Origin of the sequence: Arthrobacter sp. MMS18-M83 (assembly GCF_026683955.1) — a bacterium.
In the GTDB taxonomy this organism is placed as follows: domain Bacteria; phylum Actinomycetota; class Actinomycetes; order Actinomycetales; family Micrococcaceae; genus Arthrobacter.
The window spans coordinates 1396326-1410814 of record NZ_CP113343.1 but is presented as its reverse complement, the minus strand read 5'-3'; the positions used below and the strand labels follow the sequence as shown (position 1 = coordinate 1410814).

Annotated in this window: 16 protein-coding genes; 13 read left to right on the top strand and 3 right to left on the bottom strand. The window is 63.6% G+C overall.

All coding sequences use genetic code 11. The features are described from left to right. The first annotated feature begins 29 nt into the window (after positions 1-29). Positions 30-872, top strand: coding sequence for a glycerophosphodiester phosphodiesterase (locus OW521_RS06625; RefSeq protein ID WP_268023946.1), 843 nt, complete (start codon positions 30-32; stop codon positions 870-872). Between the two features lie 59 nt (positions 873-931). Here the strand turns inward: OW521_RS06625 and OW521_RS06620 are convergent, their stop codons facing one another. Next, positions 932-1669 (bottom strand): fumarylacetoacetate hydrolase family protein, encoded by a 738-nt coding sequence (locus tag OW521_RS06620; RefSeq protein ID WP_268023944.1) that lies wholly within the window; start codon positions 1667-1669, stop codon positions 932-934. A gap of 217 nt (positions 1670-1886) precedes the next feature. On the opposite strand from OW521_RS06620, the gene OW521_RS06615 reads away from it, so the two are divergent. The 3 genes from OW521_RS06615 to OW521_RS06605 are packed head-to-tail and all read left to right on the top strand — an operon-like array spanning position 1887 to position 3432. Next, complete coding sequence (locus OW521_RS06615; protein ID WP_268023943.1) at positions 1887-2366, top strand: DoxX family protein; 480 nt, start codon at positions 1887-1889, stop codon at positions 2364-2366. Then, positions 2363-3124, top strand: a complete 762-nt coding sequence (locus OW521_RS06610; RefSeq protein ID WP_268023942.1) for an AzlC family ABC transporter permease — start codon at positions 2363-2365, stop codon at positions 3122-3124. The genes OW521_RS06615 and OW521_RS06610 overlap by 4 nt, the downstream gene beginning before the upstream one ends. Continuing rightward, positions 3121-3432, top strand: a complete 312-nt coding sequence (locus OW521_RS06605; RefSeq protein WP_265980764.1) for an AzlD domain-containing protein — start codon at positions 3121-3123, stop codon at positions 3430-3432. Before OW521_RS06610 ends, OW521_RS06605 begins: the two co-directional genes overlap by 4 nt. 16 nt (positions 3433-3448) lie before the next feature. Here the strand turns inward: OW521_RS06605 and OW521_RS06600 are convergent, their stop codons facing one another. Then, positions 3449-4111 carry a TetR/AcrR family transcriptional regulator gene (locus OW521_RS06600; protein ID WP_268023939.1) on the bottom strand — a complete coding sequence of 221 codons (663 nt, stop codon included), beginning with the start codon at positions 4109-4111 and terminating at the stop codon, positions 3449-3451. 70 nt (positions 4112-4181) lie between these two features. On the opposite strand from OW521_RS06600, the gene OW521_RS06595 reads away from it, so the two are divergent. The 4 genes from OW521_RS06595 to OW521_RS06580 all read left to right on the top strand — a co-directional run bounded on the left by OW521_RS06595 (position 4182) and on the right by OW521_RS06580 (position 6865). Next, the gene (locus tag OW521_RS06595) at positions 4182-4505 is read left to right on the top strand and encodes a thiamine-binding protein (RefSeq protein WP_268023937.1); all 324 of its coding nucleotides are present in this window, start codon (positions 4182-4184) and stop codon (positions 4503-4505) included. 81 nt (positions 4506-4586) lie between these two features. Continuing rightward, the gene (locus OW521_RS06590) at positions 4587-5270 is read left to right on the top strand and encodes an O-methyltransferase (RefSeq protein WP_268023935.1); all 684 of its coding nucleotides are present in this window, start codon (positions 4587-4589) and stop codon (positions 5268-5270) included. Between the two features lie 15 nt (positions 5271-5285). After that, the gene (locus tag OW521_RS06585; protein WP_268023933.1) at positions 5286-5789 is read left to right on the top strand and encodes a GNAT family N-acetyltransferase; all 504 of its coding nucleotides are present in this window, start codon (positions 5286-5288) and stop codon (positions 5787-5789) included. A 185-nt stretch (positions 5790-5974) separates the two neighbouring features. Then, entirely contained in the window at positions 5975-6865 is an 891-nt protein-coding gene (locus OW521_RS06580; protein WP_268023931.1) for a spermidine synthase, read from the top strand. 176 nt (positions 6866-7041) lie between these two features. On the opposite strand, the gene OW521_RS06575 is transcribed toward OW521_RS06580, so the two are convergent. After that, positions 7042-7938 (bottom strand): LysR family transcriptional regulator, encoded by an 897-nt coding sequence (locus OW521_RS06575; RefSeq protein WP_268023929.1) that lies wholly within the window; start codon positions 7936-7938, stop codon positions 7042-7044. Between the two features lie 129 nt (positions 7939-8067). On the opposite strand from OW521_RS06575, the gene OW521_RS06570 reads away from it, so the two are divergent. From OW521_RS06570 to OW521_RS06550, 5 genes are all read left to right on the top strand, one after another. After that, positions 8068-9498, top strand: coding sequence for an MFS transporter (locus OW521_RS06570; RefSeq protein ID WP_326494009.1), 1431 nt, complete (start codon positions 8068-8070; stop codon positions 9496-9498). Further along, positions 9495-10238 carry a 3-hydroxybutyrate dehydrogenase gene (locus OW521_RS06565; protein ID WP_268023927.1) on the top strand — a complete coding sequence of 248 codons (744 nt, stop codon included), beginning with the start codon at positions 9495-9497 and terminating at the stop codon, positions 10236-10238. The genes OW521_RS06570 and OW521_RS06565 overlap by 4 nt, the downstream gene beginning before the upstream one ends. Before the next feature lie 113 nt (positions 10239-10351). Then, positions 10352-11494, top strand: coding sequence for a GGDEF domain-containing protein (locus OW521_RS06560; RefSeq protein WP_268023925.1), 1143 nt, complete (start codon positions 10352-10354; stop codon positions 11492-11494). Between the two features lie 169 nt (positions 11495-11663). Beyond that, a complete protein-coding gene (locus OW521_RS06555; RefSeq protein WP_268023923.1) occupies positions 11664-13100 on the top strand; it encodes a GH32 C-terminal domain-containing protein in 1437 nt (478 codons plus the stop codon). Between the two features lie 47 nt (positions 13101-13147). Next, complete coding sequence (locus OW521_RS06550) at positions 13148-14482, top strand: ABC transporter substrate-binding protein (protein WP_268023921.1); 1335 nt, start codon at positions 13148-13150, stop codon at positions 14480-14482. The last annotated feature ends 7 nt before the right edge of the window (positions 14483-14489 follow it).

Genomic DNA, 14489 nt, shown 5'->3' with positions numbered 1-14489 from the left:
ACCAAAGCACGGAGCAAAGCCAGCGGCCCATGGTCTACGCCCACCGGGGAGCCAGTGCCGCCTTCGCGGAGCACACGCGCGCCGCGTACCTGAAGGCAATCGCCGACGGCGCCGACGGGGTCGAGTGCGATGTCCACCTGACCCGGGACCAGCACGTTGTCCTGCTCCACGATGCAAACCTGGACCGTACCTCTGACGGAACAGGCCCGGTGGCTGAAAAGACGCTGGAAGAGCTGCGCCAACTCGACTTCTCCTCCTGGAAGGGGGCCAGGATTCCGGAGCAGTTTGGCGCAAAGTCGGAGCAGCTGCTGACGCTCGCTGAACTGCTGGAAATCCTGCGCGGGGCCGGCAGGGACATCGGCCTGGCCATTGAGCTCAAACACCCCAGCCCATACCAGCTCAAGCTTGAAGACCGCGTGCTGGAGCTCCTGAGCAGCGAAGGGTGGAACGCGGAGACGTCCATGCTGGACAACATCCACGTTTCCTTCATGAGTTTCAGCCCGGATTCCGTCAAGCACTTGCTCCAGTTCGTTCCCGCGGAGCACATTTGCCAGCTGGTGGATGACGTCACGGTGGAAGAAGTCCGCGACGAACTTGGCTTGGGCGTCATCACCGGGGGAGCAGTGGCCAACGTCATGAAGGCTGCCCAGCAGGAAGGCGAACGGATCCTGGACGACTGCGAAGTCGGACTGGCCGGCCCCGGTATCGACTACGTCCGCAAACACGCCCGCACCGTACAGCGTTGGCTGGAATCAGGCCGACGCTTCCGGGTGTGGACCGTTGATTCGGAAAACGATGTTGCCCTCTGCCAAGGCCTGGGAATCCACGAGATCACCACCAACAAGCCGGCGCAGGTTCTCGCTCAGCTTTAAGTCCCAACTGACTCGCAGTTGTTGTCGTTATGAAGCCCCATAACGACAACAACTGCGAGTCAGATGACCGTGTTGCTGAGGGTTCCGATGCCGCCCAGCGTGATGTCCACCCTGTCGCCGGGTTGCACGGCCACGAAAGTGTTCGGTGCCCCCGTCATGATGATGTCGCCCGGCTCCAGGGTCAGCCATTCAGTGACGTAGACAAGGCAATCCGTGATGGAGGACGGCAGGTTGAAGGAACCGGAGCGGGCCTTGACTTCGCCGTTGACTACTACCTCGGTGCTGACGTTGTCCGGATCCTCGATGTCGGTCTCGATCCACGGCCCCAGCGGTGTGTAATTGGGCCCGGACTTGCCTTGGAACAGTTTTTCGTCGATCTGGTTCTGGTCCACGTTGGTGACATCGTTGACCACGGTGTATCCGAGGATGTGGCTCAAGGCGTTCTCGGCTGTGAGCTTCTCCGCTCGCTTTCCGATGACGGCAGCCAGCTCGCCTTCCACGTTCACCGTGCCTGCCCCGCGTACGGCCACAATGTCATCACCAGGGCCGGCGATGCTGTGGACGGACTTGTGCCAGGCTTGGATGGGCAGCACGTGGTTGTTGTTCCCCAGGTTGTGCCCGATTCCAAGCACTACGGAAGGCCGGACCGGAGCCAAGAGCACGGCCTCGTCGGCAGAACTGGATTCCCCCGTGTAAGAGAGGGGCTCGGCAAAAGGATCTTCGATGTGATCCCAGTTTCCGTTGCGCAGCACTGCGTGCTGGGGGCCGGAAGGGGTCTGTAGTCGGGCGATGCGCATGGAACTCCTCGTTGAATTTCAGCCGGACCCACTTGCCGGGCCGATTGTCCTGGCTGGCGGCCGGGCTTGTGGCGGTGGACATTGCCAGATAAAGGCCACCAAGAGAAGCTAACACTATACTGAACTCAGTTCAACACTCTGAACGCTGGTGGAGTTGCTGGTTCAGTGCGCGCCGTTCCGTTTATTGTGCCGGGAGGGGCTGTGGTTGCATGAATACATGCCTTTTTCATGGTCCGCCCGGACAACCCAGACAATCTCCGCGGCGGCCCTGAGCGCACTATTGTTCGCGAGTGCCAAGAAGCACTTCCAGGAGCCGAAGTTCTTCTCTCCGGTGGTCCCGGACTACCTATGCCGTGAGGATTCTGCAGCCGGGCACGGCGAACCCAATGCCAAGGAAGCCACACCACGGAACGGCGCTTTGGCGGTCATGTCCCGGGAGGAATGGATCGCGGTGAGCGGACTGCTCGAGGCGGCCGCCGCCGTCGGGCTCCTTATTCCCGCCACACGCAAGGCCGCAGCCCGGTGCACAACCCTGATGTTCACGGCGTTCCTGGCCGGCCATGTGGACGCGCTCCGCCGCGCGTACTCACCCGGAGGGACCGCGGCCGAACGGCGGATTCACACGCTTCGCCTGCCCCTGCAGCTTCCGCTGATTCTGTGGGCACGGAGCTTGGCTGGAGTGAAGCGGGGCGTATGAAACTCCTTGACTCCCCGGCCGTAAAGGTCGGCCTCTCCATCAGCATCGCAACGGGCCTCTATGGCATCTCGTTCGGCGCGTTGGCCTCGGCCTCAGGATTCAGTTTCTGGCAGACCATGGCATTCAGCCTGCTCATGTTCAGCGGCGGCTCGCAATTCGCCTTCATAGGCGTCGTGGCCGGTGGCGGCTCCGGGATTGCGGCTATGACTGCGGCCGCGCTACTGGGCCTGCGCAACGGGATCTACGGCATGCAGATGAACGCGCTGTTGCGCCCCAGCGGTTGGCTCAAATACCCGCAAGCCCACATCACCATCGATGAATCCACGGCCACAGCTTCAGGCCAAAGCGATCCGGATGAACAACGCCGAGGCTTCTGGACCGCCGGAGTCGGCATCTTCGTGCTCTGGAACATTTTCACGGCGGTCGGAGCTTTGGCAGGTGATGCCTTGGGCGATCCCAAGCAGTGGGGACTCGATGGCGCCGCGGTCGCTGCGTTCCTGGGGTTGTTGTGGCCCCGGCTCAAAGGCCGTGAGCCGTGGGCGATTGCCGCAGCTGCTGCTCTGGCAACCATCATTGCGGTGCCGTTCGTTCCGGCCGGCGTACCTATTTTGGTGGCTGCCGTGGTGGCCGGAGCCATCGGCTGGTTCAGCCACGGACGCAGCGATGAGGGCATGGAGCCCGACGTCGATCCCTACCCGCACGAGCGTTCACGCGCGGACCAGGCGAACCCGGCCAGCAAGGAAAGGAACGCCGAATGAATCTCTGGCCCTGGATTCTGATCGCCTGCGGACTGGCGTACCTCACCAAGCTCTCGGGCTATTTCGTGCCGGCGAAGCTGCTGCGGAGTCCCCGGATGATGCGCGTGGCGGGCACCATGACTATCGGCCTGCTGGCGTCCCTCACCGTGGTCAACGCGGTGGCGTCGGGGCAGTCCCTCGCATTCGACGCGCGGCTCGGCGCCCTGGTTGCCGGGGCTATTGCACTATGGCTCCGTGCGCCGTTCCTCGTGGTGGTCATCGTCGGATCAGCGGCGGCAGCCTGCCTGCGGCTGCTCGGCTGGCGCTGACCCGCCCCCGGCGTTCCTAACGGCCGCTGCTGTGGTGCGCGCCGTCGTCGTGCGCTGGTTCCTGGAAGGTCATTCCCGGAATGGGAGTTTGAGCGGGCAGCGGGCGCGACGGGCGTTCGGTGCGGATGGCGTCCTCAAGGAGGGCAACCGGCCGTTCCCAGGCGCGGGATCCCGGCTCCATGGTGTCCACAGCGCCGATCAGCATGGCAACAAGGCGGACCATGTCCTCGATCGAGATATCCCGGCGCAGCGAACCCTGGCCCTGGCCACGGGCAAGCAACTCAGCCATCGAATCGATCAAGCCGCCAGTGATGCCAACCAGGAGCCCTCGACGGCCGGCGACCGCGCCAAGCAGGTTCGCGTCTTCGCTGGCAACCTGCACCACTGCGTCGATCACCCGAAGGAGCCCGACGGCGGCATCCATGCCCGCGAGGGCGTCTTCCACGACGGGATCCACAGTCAGCCTGAGCTGCCGCGAAAGTGCGGCGAGGACGAGTTGTTCTTTGTCAGCGAAGTTTCGGAACAGGGTAGCCGGGCCAACACCTGCGGTGGTGGCGATAGTCTGCAGCGGAACCTCGGGGCCCAGTTCGCGGAAGCACTGGCGCGCGGCCGTGATGATCTTGTCCACATTGCGTGCAGCATCAGCTCTGAGTGGCTTGCGTTCTAAGGGCCGGTCCATGCTGCTCACAGTAGCAACGGAGGGGCTCCCAATAGTTTTGTGACATTCTTGCCCGTGAAAGACTGGATTCATGTTGCTTGCCTTCTCAGTTGCCCCGTCCGGCCAGCCTGCTGCTGGCACCGTATCGGTTGATGGCTCGGTGCACGACGCCGTTGCCGAGGCCGTGAAGATCGTCCGCGAATCTGGACTCCCCAACCAAACGGACTCGATGTTCACCACCATCGAAGGCGAGTGGGACGAGGTGTTCGACGTCGTCAAGCGCGCCACCGAGGCCGTGGGCAAATACGGAAACCGGGTCTCCCTGGTGATCAAGGCGGACATCCGCCCCGGCTACACGGGGGAACTCACAGGCAAAGTCGAGCGGCTGGAAAAGGCGATCGCAGAAGGGGAATAGGGCTCCCCTTCCGGCCCGAGGGTTCAGGCGGGTGCGCCGCAGTCCTTCCCACCGCCCCGTGCCCGGTGCCAGACTGGGGCCATGTTTGAACACAAGGCCCAGCCCGCTTGGGTAGCCGTCGAGGAATACTTGTCCGCCGCCGTCGTCCGCCCAAACGCGGCGCTCACGCACGCGGTCCAATCCGCCGTCGACGCCGGGATGCCGCCCATCGAGGTGGCGCCCAACGCGGGCAAGCTGCTCAAGATGCTCGTGCAGATGTCCGGGGCCCGGCGCGTGCTGGAAATCGGTACTCTGGCCGGGTTCAGCGCGATTTGGATGGCCCAGGGACTGCCCGACGACGGCCGCCTGGTCACGTGCGAATACCTGCCGGAACACGCCAGGGTGGCCCGTGCCAACGTGGATATGGCCGGGATAGGCCACAAAGTGGATATCAGGATCGGTCCCGCGTTGGAGACGCTTGCCGCGCTCGCCGAAGATCCTGCACGCCATGAGCCGTTCGACTTTGTCTTCATTGATGCGGACAAGGAGAACGATTCCAACTACCTGGACTGGGCCATCCGGCTCGGGCGGCCGGGCACGGTGATCGTGATGGACAACGTCATCTGGGAAGGCGCCATCCTGGATCCGTCAATGGACGAGGTGAATGCTCCGGGAATCGTTGACGCCTTGGAGATGATGGGCAGGGATCCACGCCTCGACGCGACGGCCATCCAAACAGTCGGATCCAAGGGCTGGGACGGGTTCGCCATAGCCCGGGTGGTGTGACGCTAGGCTGTGCCCATGGAATTTACCCTTCGTCCCGCAACCGTGGACGATGCTGAGTCCCTGACACGCATGCATTTGGCTGCTTGGCGCGAAAGCTACGGCCGTCTCCTGCCCGAGGAGTTCTTCGCCTTCCGGGAAGCCACTATCAACACCCGGATCGAGAGGCAGCGGGAGGCTCTGGCGGGCTCTCACAAGCCGATGCTCGCCTACGACGCCGACGGCGCCTTGGTGGGTATCGCGTCAGCCGGTGAGGCCCAGGATGAGGATCGACCCTGCGAGCTGCAACTGCAAGTGATCTACACCTTGCATCGCGTGCACGGTTTGGGTGTGGGGCAGGCGCTGTTGGACGCCGTGATTGGCAACGCTGCCGCCTACCTTTGGGTGCTTGAAGACAACCCCCGCGCCCAGGCCTTCTACCGCAAGAATGGGTTCCAAGCTGACGGCACGCGCCAGCTCTTGCCGCCGGATTGGCACGAACTGCCGGAGATCCGGATGGTGCGTCCCGCCGTCGGGGGCTGAGCCGGATGGTGCGTCCCGCCGTCGGGGGCTGAGCCGGATGGTGCGTCCCGCCGTCGGGGGCTGAGCCGGATGGTGCGTCCCGCCGTCGGGGGCTGAGCCGGATGGGGCGTCCCGCCGTCGGGGGCTGACCGCAAAGTCAGCCGCGTCAACTAGGGTTGAAGCATGACCGGAAGAGGGCGGCTGTAGTGGCAAAGCGGGGCAAAAGCAGGGGCGCCGGGCAGGTTGCCGGAGTCATCGAGGTGCCTGCCGGCACAAAGCCGGACGGTCCCGTGGAAGGCGTCTACTACATCGATACTGGCGACTGCGAACTCGTTGCCGACCCTGACAACTCCAACGGCTGGCTCCTCAAGATCAACGGGGTGATGAGCTCGCACATTGATGTTGCAGAGCCGTTGTTCCTGGACTTTGAGTACATGCGCTGGATCGCGGCTTTGGTTGAATCCAAGTGGCCCCCCGAGTCGAAACCGAAGCTGCGTGCCTTGCACCTTGGCGGCGGGGCCTGTTCCTTGGCGCGGTACTTCCACGCCGCCTACCCCGACGCGCGCCAAGTGGTGGTGGAGCTCGACGGCAAACTGGCTGAATACGTGCGCGGCTGGTTCGATCTCCCCAAGGCCCCGTTGCTTCGAATCCGCGTGGGTGAAGCGAGGGAGGTCACCGAGAGCCTCACCCCGGATACGCGTGACCTCATCATCCGGGACGTCTTTGCCGGAGCCTTCACTCCGCGGGCGCTCACAACCCGGGAATTCAACGATCACGCACAGAGAGTGCTTGCTCCGGGTGGGCTGTATATCGTGAATTCCGGAGACGCTCCGGATCTCAAGAACGCCCGAGAGGACGCCGCCACTATCGCGGACACCTTCGAGCACACCATGATCATCGCCGACCCGGCGATGCTCAAGGGACGCCGGTACGGCAACATGATCATGGCCGGCAGCCACGAGCGTTTCGGTGACGATCCCCAGCTGGCCCGCAAACTGTTGGGCGGCGCAGTTCCCGCGCACATCTGGGACGATGCCCGGGTCCGGGCCTTCGCCGTCGGCGGCCAGATCCGCCACGACCCCTTGCCTGCCGCCTGACGCTCGCTCACCTTTGAGGCCCTTTCGGCCGATCCTCCTGCAGATCTTCGGGCCAAACGACGAATCCTCCTGCAGATGATCTGAAGAAAGGTTCCTTCATTTGGGCTCATATGTGAGTGAGGGTCCGTCGGTGGAGGCTCATATGTGAGCGAGGGTCCGTGGCGCGCCGATGCACGTTAGCGCCGCGCGAGTAGCAGTTCCCGGTGCGCCGCCGTCTCCTCCTGGAGGGCATGCACGACGGCGGCGACCGCCGGGCGGCGCATCGAGTCCGGCCGCAGGACCATCCAGTAGGGGAGTAGCTCCGCGAAGTCCGAGGGCAGAAGCCGGACCAGGTCCGGGTGCCGGTCCGCCATGAAACACGGCAGGAAGCCGATGCCGGCCCCGGCGCGCGTCGCCTCCACATGGACGAAGACGTTGGTGGAACTCAAGCCGTCGCGCATGGACGGGACAAGCCGGCGAGGGGCGTCGAGATCGTCCACTTGAAGCATGGAATCCACGAAGTAGACCAGCTGGTGCTGCGTCAGCTCCTCCACGGTGGAGGGTACGCCGTGGAAAGCCAGGTACTCCCTCGAGGCATACATCCCGAGCATGTACTCGCCCAGCAGGAGCGCCTCCGCCCGGTGCACCTGCGGTTCGCCCACCACCACCTCCACGTCGAGGCCGGAGCGCTGCTGGAGTGCCCGCCGGGTCACGGTGATGATCTCGACGGTGAGCCCGGGATGCGATCGCCGCAAGCGCGCCACGGCCGGTGCCGCGATGTATGCGCTGAAACCGTCAGTTGCGGTCATGCGTACGACGCCGGCAATGGGGTCCGGTGCGCGGTCCTCCGGTCCCAGCGTGCCCACCGCAGCTTCGATCCGCTCCGCCACGCCCACGGCTTCGGCGCCGAGTTCCGTGACTTCCCAGCCCCCTGCGGCCCGGGCGAGGACCCGGCCGCCGAGCGCCTTCTCCAGCGCGGCGATCCTTCGGGAAACGGTGGTGTGGTTCAATCCAAGGGCTTGGGCCGCCGTCGTGAACTTACCTGAGCGCGATACTGCGAGGAGGACCAGCAGGTCGTCGGGATTTGGATTCATATCTGCAATTCTGCACACACTTAGTGCCATTTTGGCCATTGAAGCACCGATGATGTGCGGCAATACTCATTGGAGCATTTCGTGTTGTGGATCACAGCACATGTCAGCGTGGACACTAAGGAGATGGACATGAGCGTAGGACAACGCTCCGCAGCAGGCGCCGACCGGCCCGCCGGGAACCCCGCGGGCAAGGCAACAGGCGCAACTGGCAACGGCCCAGCAGGCAAAGGCTCAGGACTAAAGAAGATTGTCGCCGCCTCGATGGTGGGCACCGTTGTGGAATGGTACGAATTCTTCCTGTACGCCACTGCCGCCACCCTGGTTTTCGGCAAGTACTTCTTCCCGCCCACCGGCAACGAGCTTGACGGCATCATCCAGGCATTCCTGACATACGCAGTGGGCTTCGTGGCCCGGCCCCTGGGCGGCATCGTCTTCGGCCAGATCGGCGACAGGCTCGGCCGTAAACCCACGCTGCAGCTCACCATCGTGATCGTTGGTGTCTCCACCTTCCTCATGGGTTGCCTCCCCGGCTTCGCCGACCTCGGTTACTGGGCGCCGGCCATGCTCGTGGCGCTCCGCTTCATCCAAGGCTTCGCGCTGGGTGGCGAATGGGGCGGCGCGGTGCTGCTGGTGGCAGAACACAGCCCCAGCAAGTCGCGTGGCTTCTGGTCAAGCTGGCCGCAGGCCGCCGTTCCAGTCGGCAACCTCCTCGCCACGCTGGTCCTGTTCATCATGTCCACCACGCTCAGCAGCGCGGCCTTCCTTGGCTGGGGCTGGCGTGTTGCCTTCTGGCTCTCCGCCGTGATCGTCTTCGTGGGCTACTACATCCGCACCCACGTGACCGAGGCACCGATCTTCCTTGAGGCGAAGGCCCTGGTGGAGAAGGAGCAGGCCGTCAGCTACGGCGTCGGCGAAGTCATCCGCAAGTACCCCAAGGGCATCCTGCAGGCCATGGGACTGCGGTTCGCCGAAAACATCATGTACTACCTCGTGGTGAGCTTCTCGATCGTCTACCTCAAGAGCGTGCACAAATACGACACCTCGTCCCTGCTTCTCGCCTTGCTGATTGCCCACATCATCCACTTCATCGTCATACCGCAAATCGGCAGGCTGGCGGACAGTTGGGGACGCAAGCCCGTCTACCTGATCGGCGCCATAAGCGGTGCCACGTGGCCGTTCTTCGCCTTCCCCATGTTCGACACCAAGAACCCCGTGGTGATCGTTGCCGCCGTGACCATCGGCCTGTGCCTGCACGCCTTCATGTACGCCGGGCAGCCGGCCATCATGACCGAGCTCTTCCCCACCCGCATGCGCTACTCGGGCGTCTCGCTTGGCTCGCAGGTCACCTCGATCTTCGCCGGTTCGCTGGCCCCGCTGCTGGCGACCCAGTGGCTCAAGGACACCGGGTCCTGGCTCCCCACCGCCATCTACCTGGTGATCGCTTGCGCCATCACCGCCGTCGTCGTCTTGACGCTCAAGGAGACCCGCGGGGTGGCACTTGAGGACGTTGACAACGCCGACGCCGTTCGCCACGGCCTGCCGATCGGTGCCCGCGCATGACTTTGGAAGGCCGCAAGGCCTTGGTCACCGGCGGGGCGGGCGGAATCGGGGCGGCATGCGCCACGGCCCTCGCCGCGCGGGGCGCGAAAGTTGTGGTGGCCGACGTCGACGCCGCCGGAGCTGCAGCGCTCGCCGATAGGCTCGGCGGCACCGCCTGGGCTGTCGACTTGCTCGACACGGAGGCGCTGGCCGGACTCAGCCTGGATTGCGACATCCTGGTCAACAACGCCGGCATCCAGAAAATCGCTCCCATCGAGGAGTTCGAGCCGGCAGACTTCCGCCGGATCCTGACCCTCATGCTCGAGGCCCCGTTCCTGCTCATCCGGGCCGCATTGCCGCACATGTACGCCAACGGGTTCGGCAGGATCATCAACATTTCTTCGGTTCACGGGCTGCGGGCGTCCGCGTTCAAAAGTGCGTATGTCTCGGCCAAGCACGGGCTCGAGGGGCTTAGCAAGGTGACGGCCCTAGAAGGCGGCCAGTACGGGGTCACGTCCAACTGCATCAATCCGGGGTATGTGCGCACGCCACTCGTCGAAAGCCAGATCGCGGACCAGGCCTTATTGCACGGGATCCCCGAATCGGAGGTCCTGGCCAAGGTCATGCTGACGGAGTCCGCGGTGAAGCGACTGGTGGAGCCGGAGGAAGTCGCGTCGCTGGCCGCCTGGATAGCGTCCGACGACGCCGGCATGGTCACCGGGGCCAGTTACACGATGGACGGCGGCTGGTCCGCCCGCTAGCGCGCCCGCCCGCCCGCCCGCCCGTTCGGCCCGGCAACCTTGTTACGGGCGGTTGCCGGGCCGAACCACCCCTGGATGTCGTAGGCTGGTGTGGCGTACGAGGGGAACGAAATATGGGTCTCGATCCGGTCAGTCTCAAGGTAGCTCTGGGCGTTGCTGCGCTCACTTTGTGCCTGCTGTTTTTCGGATCGTTCCGCCGGAGCCGCTCCGCATACAGCGGCTGGTGGTGCCTTGCCCTCGTCTTCTTGCTCACCGGAAACACGGTGTACCTGCTCACCGGGACCTCCCAGCAAATTTGGGCGGGTCCCCTTGGCAATGCCTTGCTGGTGGCCGGGGCATTCTGTGTGTGGGCGGGCTCGCGTTCTTTGAGGCTGCTTCCGACGCCGCGGTGGCAACTCCTCGCAGGACCCGTCGCCACCGCTGTGGCCGCGGCGCTGGAGAATCCGGCCACTAACGAATGGTCAGGCGGCTTGGTGTATTTGGCCATGATGTCCATGGGCATGGCCTTGGCAACAGTTGAACTTTGGCGGTTGAAGCCCACCGCTTCACACGCCCGCCGGTCCCTGGCGCTGGCCGCGGGAGTCCTGGGCACATTCTTTTTCGGCCGGGGGATCGCCTACGTTGTGGAAGGGCCGGGCGGGCCGGACTTCGATACTTATTTCAGCTCGGCAACAACCAGCGTGGTCACAATAGTGCTGCTGGTCACCGTGTCCTTCAGCATGACAGCGTTGAGCAACGAGCAACTTATTAACGGCCTCAACGAACGTGCCACCCGCGACGGCCTGACGGGGCTTCTCAACCGGATAGCCTTCATGGAGTTGGCCACCCAGGAAATCAAAAGGCTGCACACCGCTGGATCGGTCTCCACCTTGATCCTCGCCGACCTGGACCATTTCAAGGCCCTCAATGACAGCCACGGCCACGCCGCGGGCGACGCCGCCATCCAGGCATTCGCCGCCGCATGTCAGGCCTCTGTCCGCCACACTGACCTCGTCGGTAGGTATGGAGGAGAGGAATTCACCATCCTGCTTCCCGGGGCCGACGTGGAGAGTGCCGAAATCATTGCGGGTGAAATCAGCCGCCGGTTGGCCTCGGCAAAAACGCCGGACGGAATCACTTTCCCCACTGTGAGCTACGGCATCGCCCCCAGCACCTTCGTCGACGCCGAGGTGGCCCACATGATTGAGGCCGCCGACAAAGCCCTCTACCAAGCCAAGTCCCTCGGGCGGAACCGCGCGGTCTGCGCGCCGGGCTAACCGCCTTCCATCTGACCGCCGTCGTGCGCGTAAACAGCCGCAACGCTCGGTCGATCCAGCAGCGCCTAAGCAGGCGCTAAAACTATCTGCTAAAACGCTTGATCAGAATTGTGACCTCGGTTACGCTTGTCTTGATCAAACGCTTTAGCAGAAATGGACATCAACGCCGATGACTCGCTCAGTCTTCTTCCAGCCCGCCGATGGATGGGTTGGAGACTTGATCCCTTTCCAGAAGGACGGGGAGTTCTGGCTCTTCTATCTGCACGAGGTACGGACCGAACCGAAACCGGGGACGTCTTGGAATCTTGTGACCACCAAGGACCTCACGCAGTTCGAGGACCATGGGGTATCGCTCCACCATGGCGGGGAGGGTGATGCGGACTTCAATGCGTACACGGGCAGTGTTGTGTGCGACGAGTCCGGAATTCACCACCTGTTCTATACGGGACAGAATCCCCGGCACCGCGGCTCCGACGGAGCTCCTTTGCAACTCGTCATGCACGCCACCAGCACGGATGGAATGCTGACGTGGGTGAAGCATCCGGAGCTGACCTTCGGGGCCCCGGCCGGCTACGAATCCGGCGATTGGCGCGATCCTTTCGTCTTCAAGGACGAGGCCAGCGGTTTGTGGCGAATGCTGCTGGCCGCACGGCACGCAGAGGGTCCGGAGCGCCGCCGCGGAGTGATCGCCCAATGCGTCTCCCCGGACCTGATGGACTGGGAGCACACTGAGCCGTTCTGGGATCCGCGCCGGTACATCACGCACGAATGCCCGGAGGTTTTCGCCTGGGGCGACTGGTGGTACCTCGTCTACTCGGAATTCTCGGAGTCCTTCACTACCCGCTACCGCATGGCGAAAAGTCCCGATGGGCCATGGATCGTGCCTGCGCGGGACAGCGTTGACGGACGCGCCTTTTACGCCTCGAAGACCGCCGAGCGGGATGGTCGCAGGTTCTTCTTCGGCTGGATCGCCAGCAAAGAGGACAACCGCGACGACGGCGCCTGGCAGTGGGCGGGCACGATGTCCGTCCTCGAGGCGCGCCAAAACGGCGACGGTACCCTCGCGTTTTCCTTCGCCGACGAACTTGTCGAGAGCTTCTGGGACGAAATCCCGGTAACCTTCGGCAACGCCCTTCCGGTGGCTCTGCATGCTCCGGACGGGTACGCAGTCACCATGTCCGATGAAGTCCTCCCACGCCAGTTCTATGCCCGGGCAGTGCTGCGGATAGAACCCGATACAACCGAGTGCGGACTGCTCCTCCGCTCAAGCGCGGACGGGGACGAGTCCTACATCATCCGCCTGGAACCGAAACGCAGCCGGATGGTGTTTGACCGATGGCCCCGGGAAATCAACGGTGACGCGCAATGGCACGTCTCGGGGGATGTCCCCTTCGAGATCGAGTTGGAACGCCCCTGCGAACTCGCACCGGGAGAACACACCCTCGAACTTGTCGTGGACGGGGACCTCTGCGTCGCCGTCGTCGACGGGCAGGTCGCCTTGAGCGCCCGGATCTACGAGCTACCCGACGGCCGGATCGGCGTTTTCGCCGGTGAAGGCACTGTCACCGTCACTGAACTTGAGATACGTAAGCGCACAGACAACTAAATAGCCAGCGCCAAACTTCCGTTCAAAATCAAAGGAGATTGTCCCCCATGAAGAAACTCTTGCGAACGGCCGCCGTAGCAGCGGCTGTCACCCTCACCCTCGCCGCATGTGGCAGCGGCGGCGGCAATCCCGCAGCCAACGTCAGCCCCACCGGCGAAATCAAGCCGCGGCAAATCTCGTGGCTTCTGTCCCGGCCTGCTGATGGTGCAGTCATCAACATCATGAAAAAGGTCGCCGACGAATACGCCCAGACCCATCCTGGCTTTTCCCTGAACCTGATCACCACCCCTGACCGGCCGTCCTACATCCAGAAGTATGAAACCCTCGCCGCTGCAAACAAGCTTCCCGAGCTGTTCGACACTGACGCGACCCCCTTCGCCCAGCAGCTCGCCAAGAAAGGCACGATGGTCGATGCCGAGAAGCTGCTGAAAGACCTTGGCGTCTACGACTCCTACCGGACGAACGCACTGAATTACCAACGCTTCGACGACGGATCCCTCTACATGATCCCGTTCCAGTTCGAGCTCGAGTACTTTTGGTACAACAAGGCCCTTTTCCAGCAGGCTGGAGTATCAGTGCCGAAGTCACTCGACGACATTCCCGCAATGTGCACGGCCCTGCGCAAGGCCGGCATCACACCACTCGCTCTTGACGGCCAGGACCAGTGGCCGCTCGAGCGCTACGTCTCCTACCAGCCCTTCCGCGACGCCGGACCCGACTTCGTGCAGAAGCTCAAGAAGGGTGACGCGAAGTTCAGCGACGCCACCGGCCAGAAGACAGTCAACTGGATAAGCCAGCTCGGAGGGGCCAGTTGCTTCCAGGACGGGTTCTCGTCGCAGGGTTACTCTGACGCCCAGAACCTGTTCACCTCCGGCAAGGCCGCCATGTACAACATCGGCACCTGGGAACTGTCCAGCCTCGCGACCGACAAGCTGAATCCGGCGGTGCGTAACGACGTCGACTACTTCACGCTTCCGGCCACGCCAAGTTCCGCCACGGCCGCCAACGAGTACGTGGCAACTTCAGGGATCGGCATGGCGGTCAACTCAAAGACCTTTGACCCGCTCGTGAGCGACTTCCTGAAGTTCGCCCTCGCCAAATACCCCTCGGAGTACGCGGCCACGGGTGCCCTCTCGCCGACGACGAACGTTCAGACGACGATTCCAGCCAACGCCACGCCACTGTACAAGAAGGCAATCGACCAGGCGAAGGATCTCGGATCGAAGCTCGCGATGCCGTGGGACACGCAGCTTGACCCGACCACCAACAGCAGGCTGCAACAAGAGCTCGTGCTCTTGGCGCAGGGCAATGTCAAGCCTGCCGAGTTCACCAGCACGATGGATAGCACCATCGCGCAGAATGCACCTAAGTTCTTCAAGTAACCCCAAG

What these genes read in the sequence shown, in the direction of transcription:
- OW521_RS06625 (WP_268023946.1), top strand. Translation starts at nt 30, where the DNA reads ATGGTCTACGCCCACCGGGGAGCCAGTGCCGCCTTCGCGGAGCACACG.
- OW521_RS06620 (WP_268023944.1), bottom strand. Translation starts at nt 1,669, where the DNA reads ATGCGCATCGCCCGACTACAGACCCCTTCCGGCCCCCAGCACGCAGTG.
- OW521_RS06615 (WP_268023943.1), top strand. Translation starts at nt 1,887, where the DNA reads ATGCCTTTTTCATGGTCCGCCCGGACAACCCAGACAATCTCCGCGGCG.
- OW521_RS06610 (WP_268023942.1), top strand. Translation starts at nt 2,363, where the DNA reads ATGAAACTCCTTGACTCCCCGGCCGTAAAGGTCGGCCTCTCCATCAGC.
- OW521_RS06605 (WP_265980764.1), top strand. Translation starts at nt 3,121, where the DNA reads ATGAATCTCTGGCCCTGGATTCTGATCGCCTGCGGACTGGCGTACCTC.
- OW521_RS06600 (WP_268023939.1), bottom strand. Translation starts at nt 4,111, where the DNA reads ATGGACCGGCCCTTAGAACGCAAGCCACTCAGAGCTGATGCTGCACGC.
- OW521_RS06595 (WP_268023937.1), top strand. Translation starts at nt 4,182, where the DNA reads ATGTTGCTTGCCTTCTCAGTTGCCCCGTCCGGCCAGCCTGCTGCTGGC.
- OW521_RS06590 (WP_268023935.1), top strand. Translation starts at nt 4,587, where the DNA reads ATGTTTGAACACAAGGCCCAGCCCGCTTGGGTAGCCGTCGAGGAATAC.
- OW521_RS06585 (WP_268023933.1), top strand. Translation starts at nt 5,286, where the DNA reads ATGGAATTTACCCTTCGTCCCGCAACCGTGGACGATGCTGAGTCCCTG.
- OW521_RS06575 (WP_268023929.1), bottom strand. Translation starts at nt 7,938, where the DNA reads ATGAATCCAAATCCCGACGACCTGCTGGTCCTCCTCGCAGTATCGCGC.
- OW521_RS06570 (WP_326494009.1), top strand. Translation starts at nt 8,068, where the DNA reads ATGAGCGTAGGACAACGCTCCGCAGCAGGCGCCGACCGGCCCGCCGGG.
- OW521_RS06565 (WP_268023927.1), top strand. Translation starts at nt 9,495, where the DNA reads ATGACTTTGGAAGGCCGCAAGGCCTTGGTCACCGGCGGGGCGGGCGGA.
- OW521_RS06560 (WP_268023925.1), top strand. Translation starts at nt 10,352, where the DNA reads ATGGGTCTCGATCCGGTCAGTCTCAAGGTAGCTCTGGGCGTTGCTGCG.
- OW521_RS06555 (WP_268023923.1), top strand. Translation starts at nt 11,664, where the DNA reads ATGACTCGCTCAGTCTTCTTCCAGCCCGCCGATGGATGGGTTGGAGAC.
- OW521_RS06550 (WP_268023921.1), top strand. Translation starts at nt 13,148, where the DNA reads ATGAAGAAACTCTTGCGAACGGCCGCCGTAGCAGCGGCTGTCACCCTC.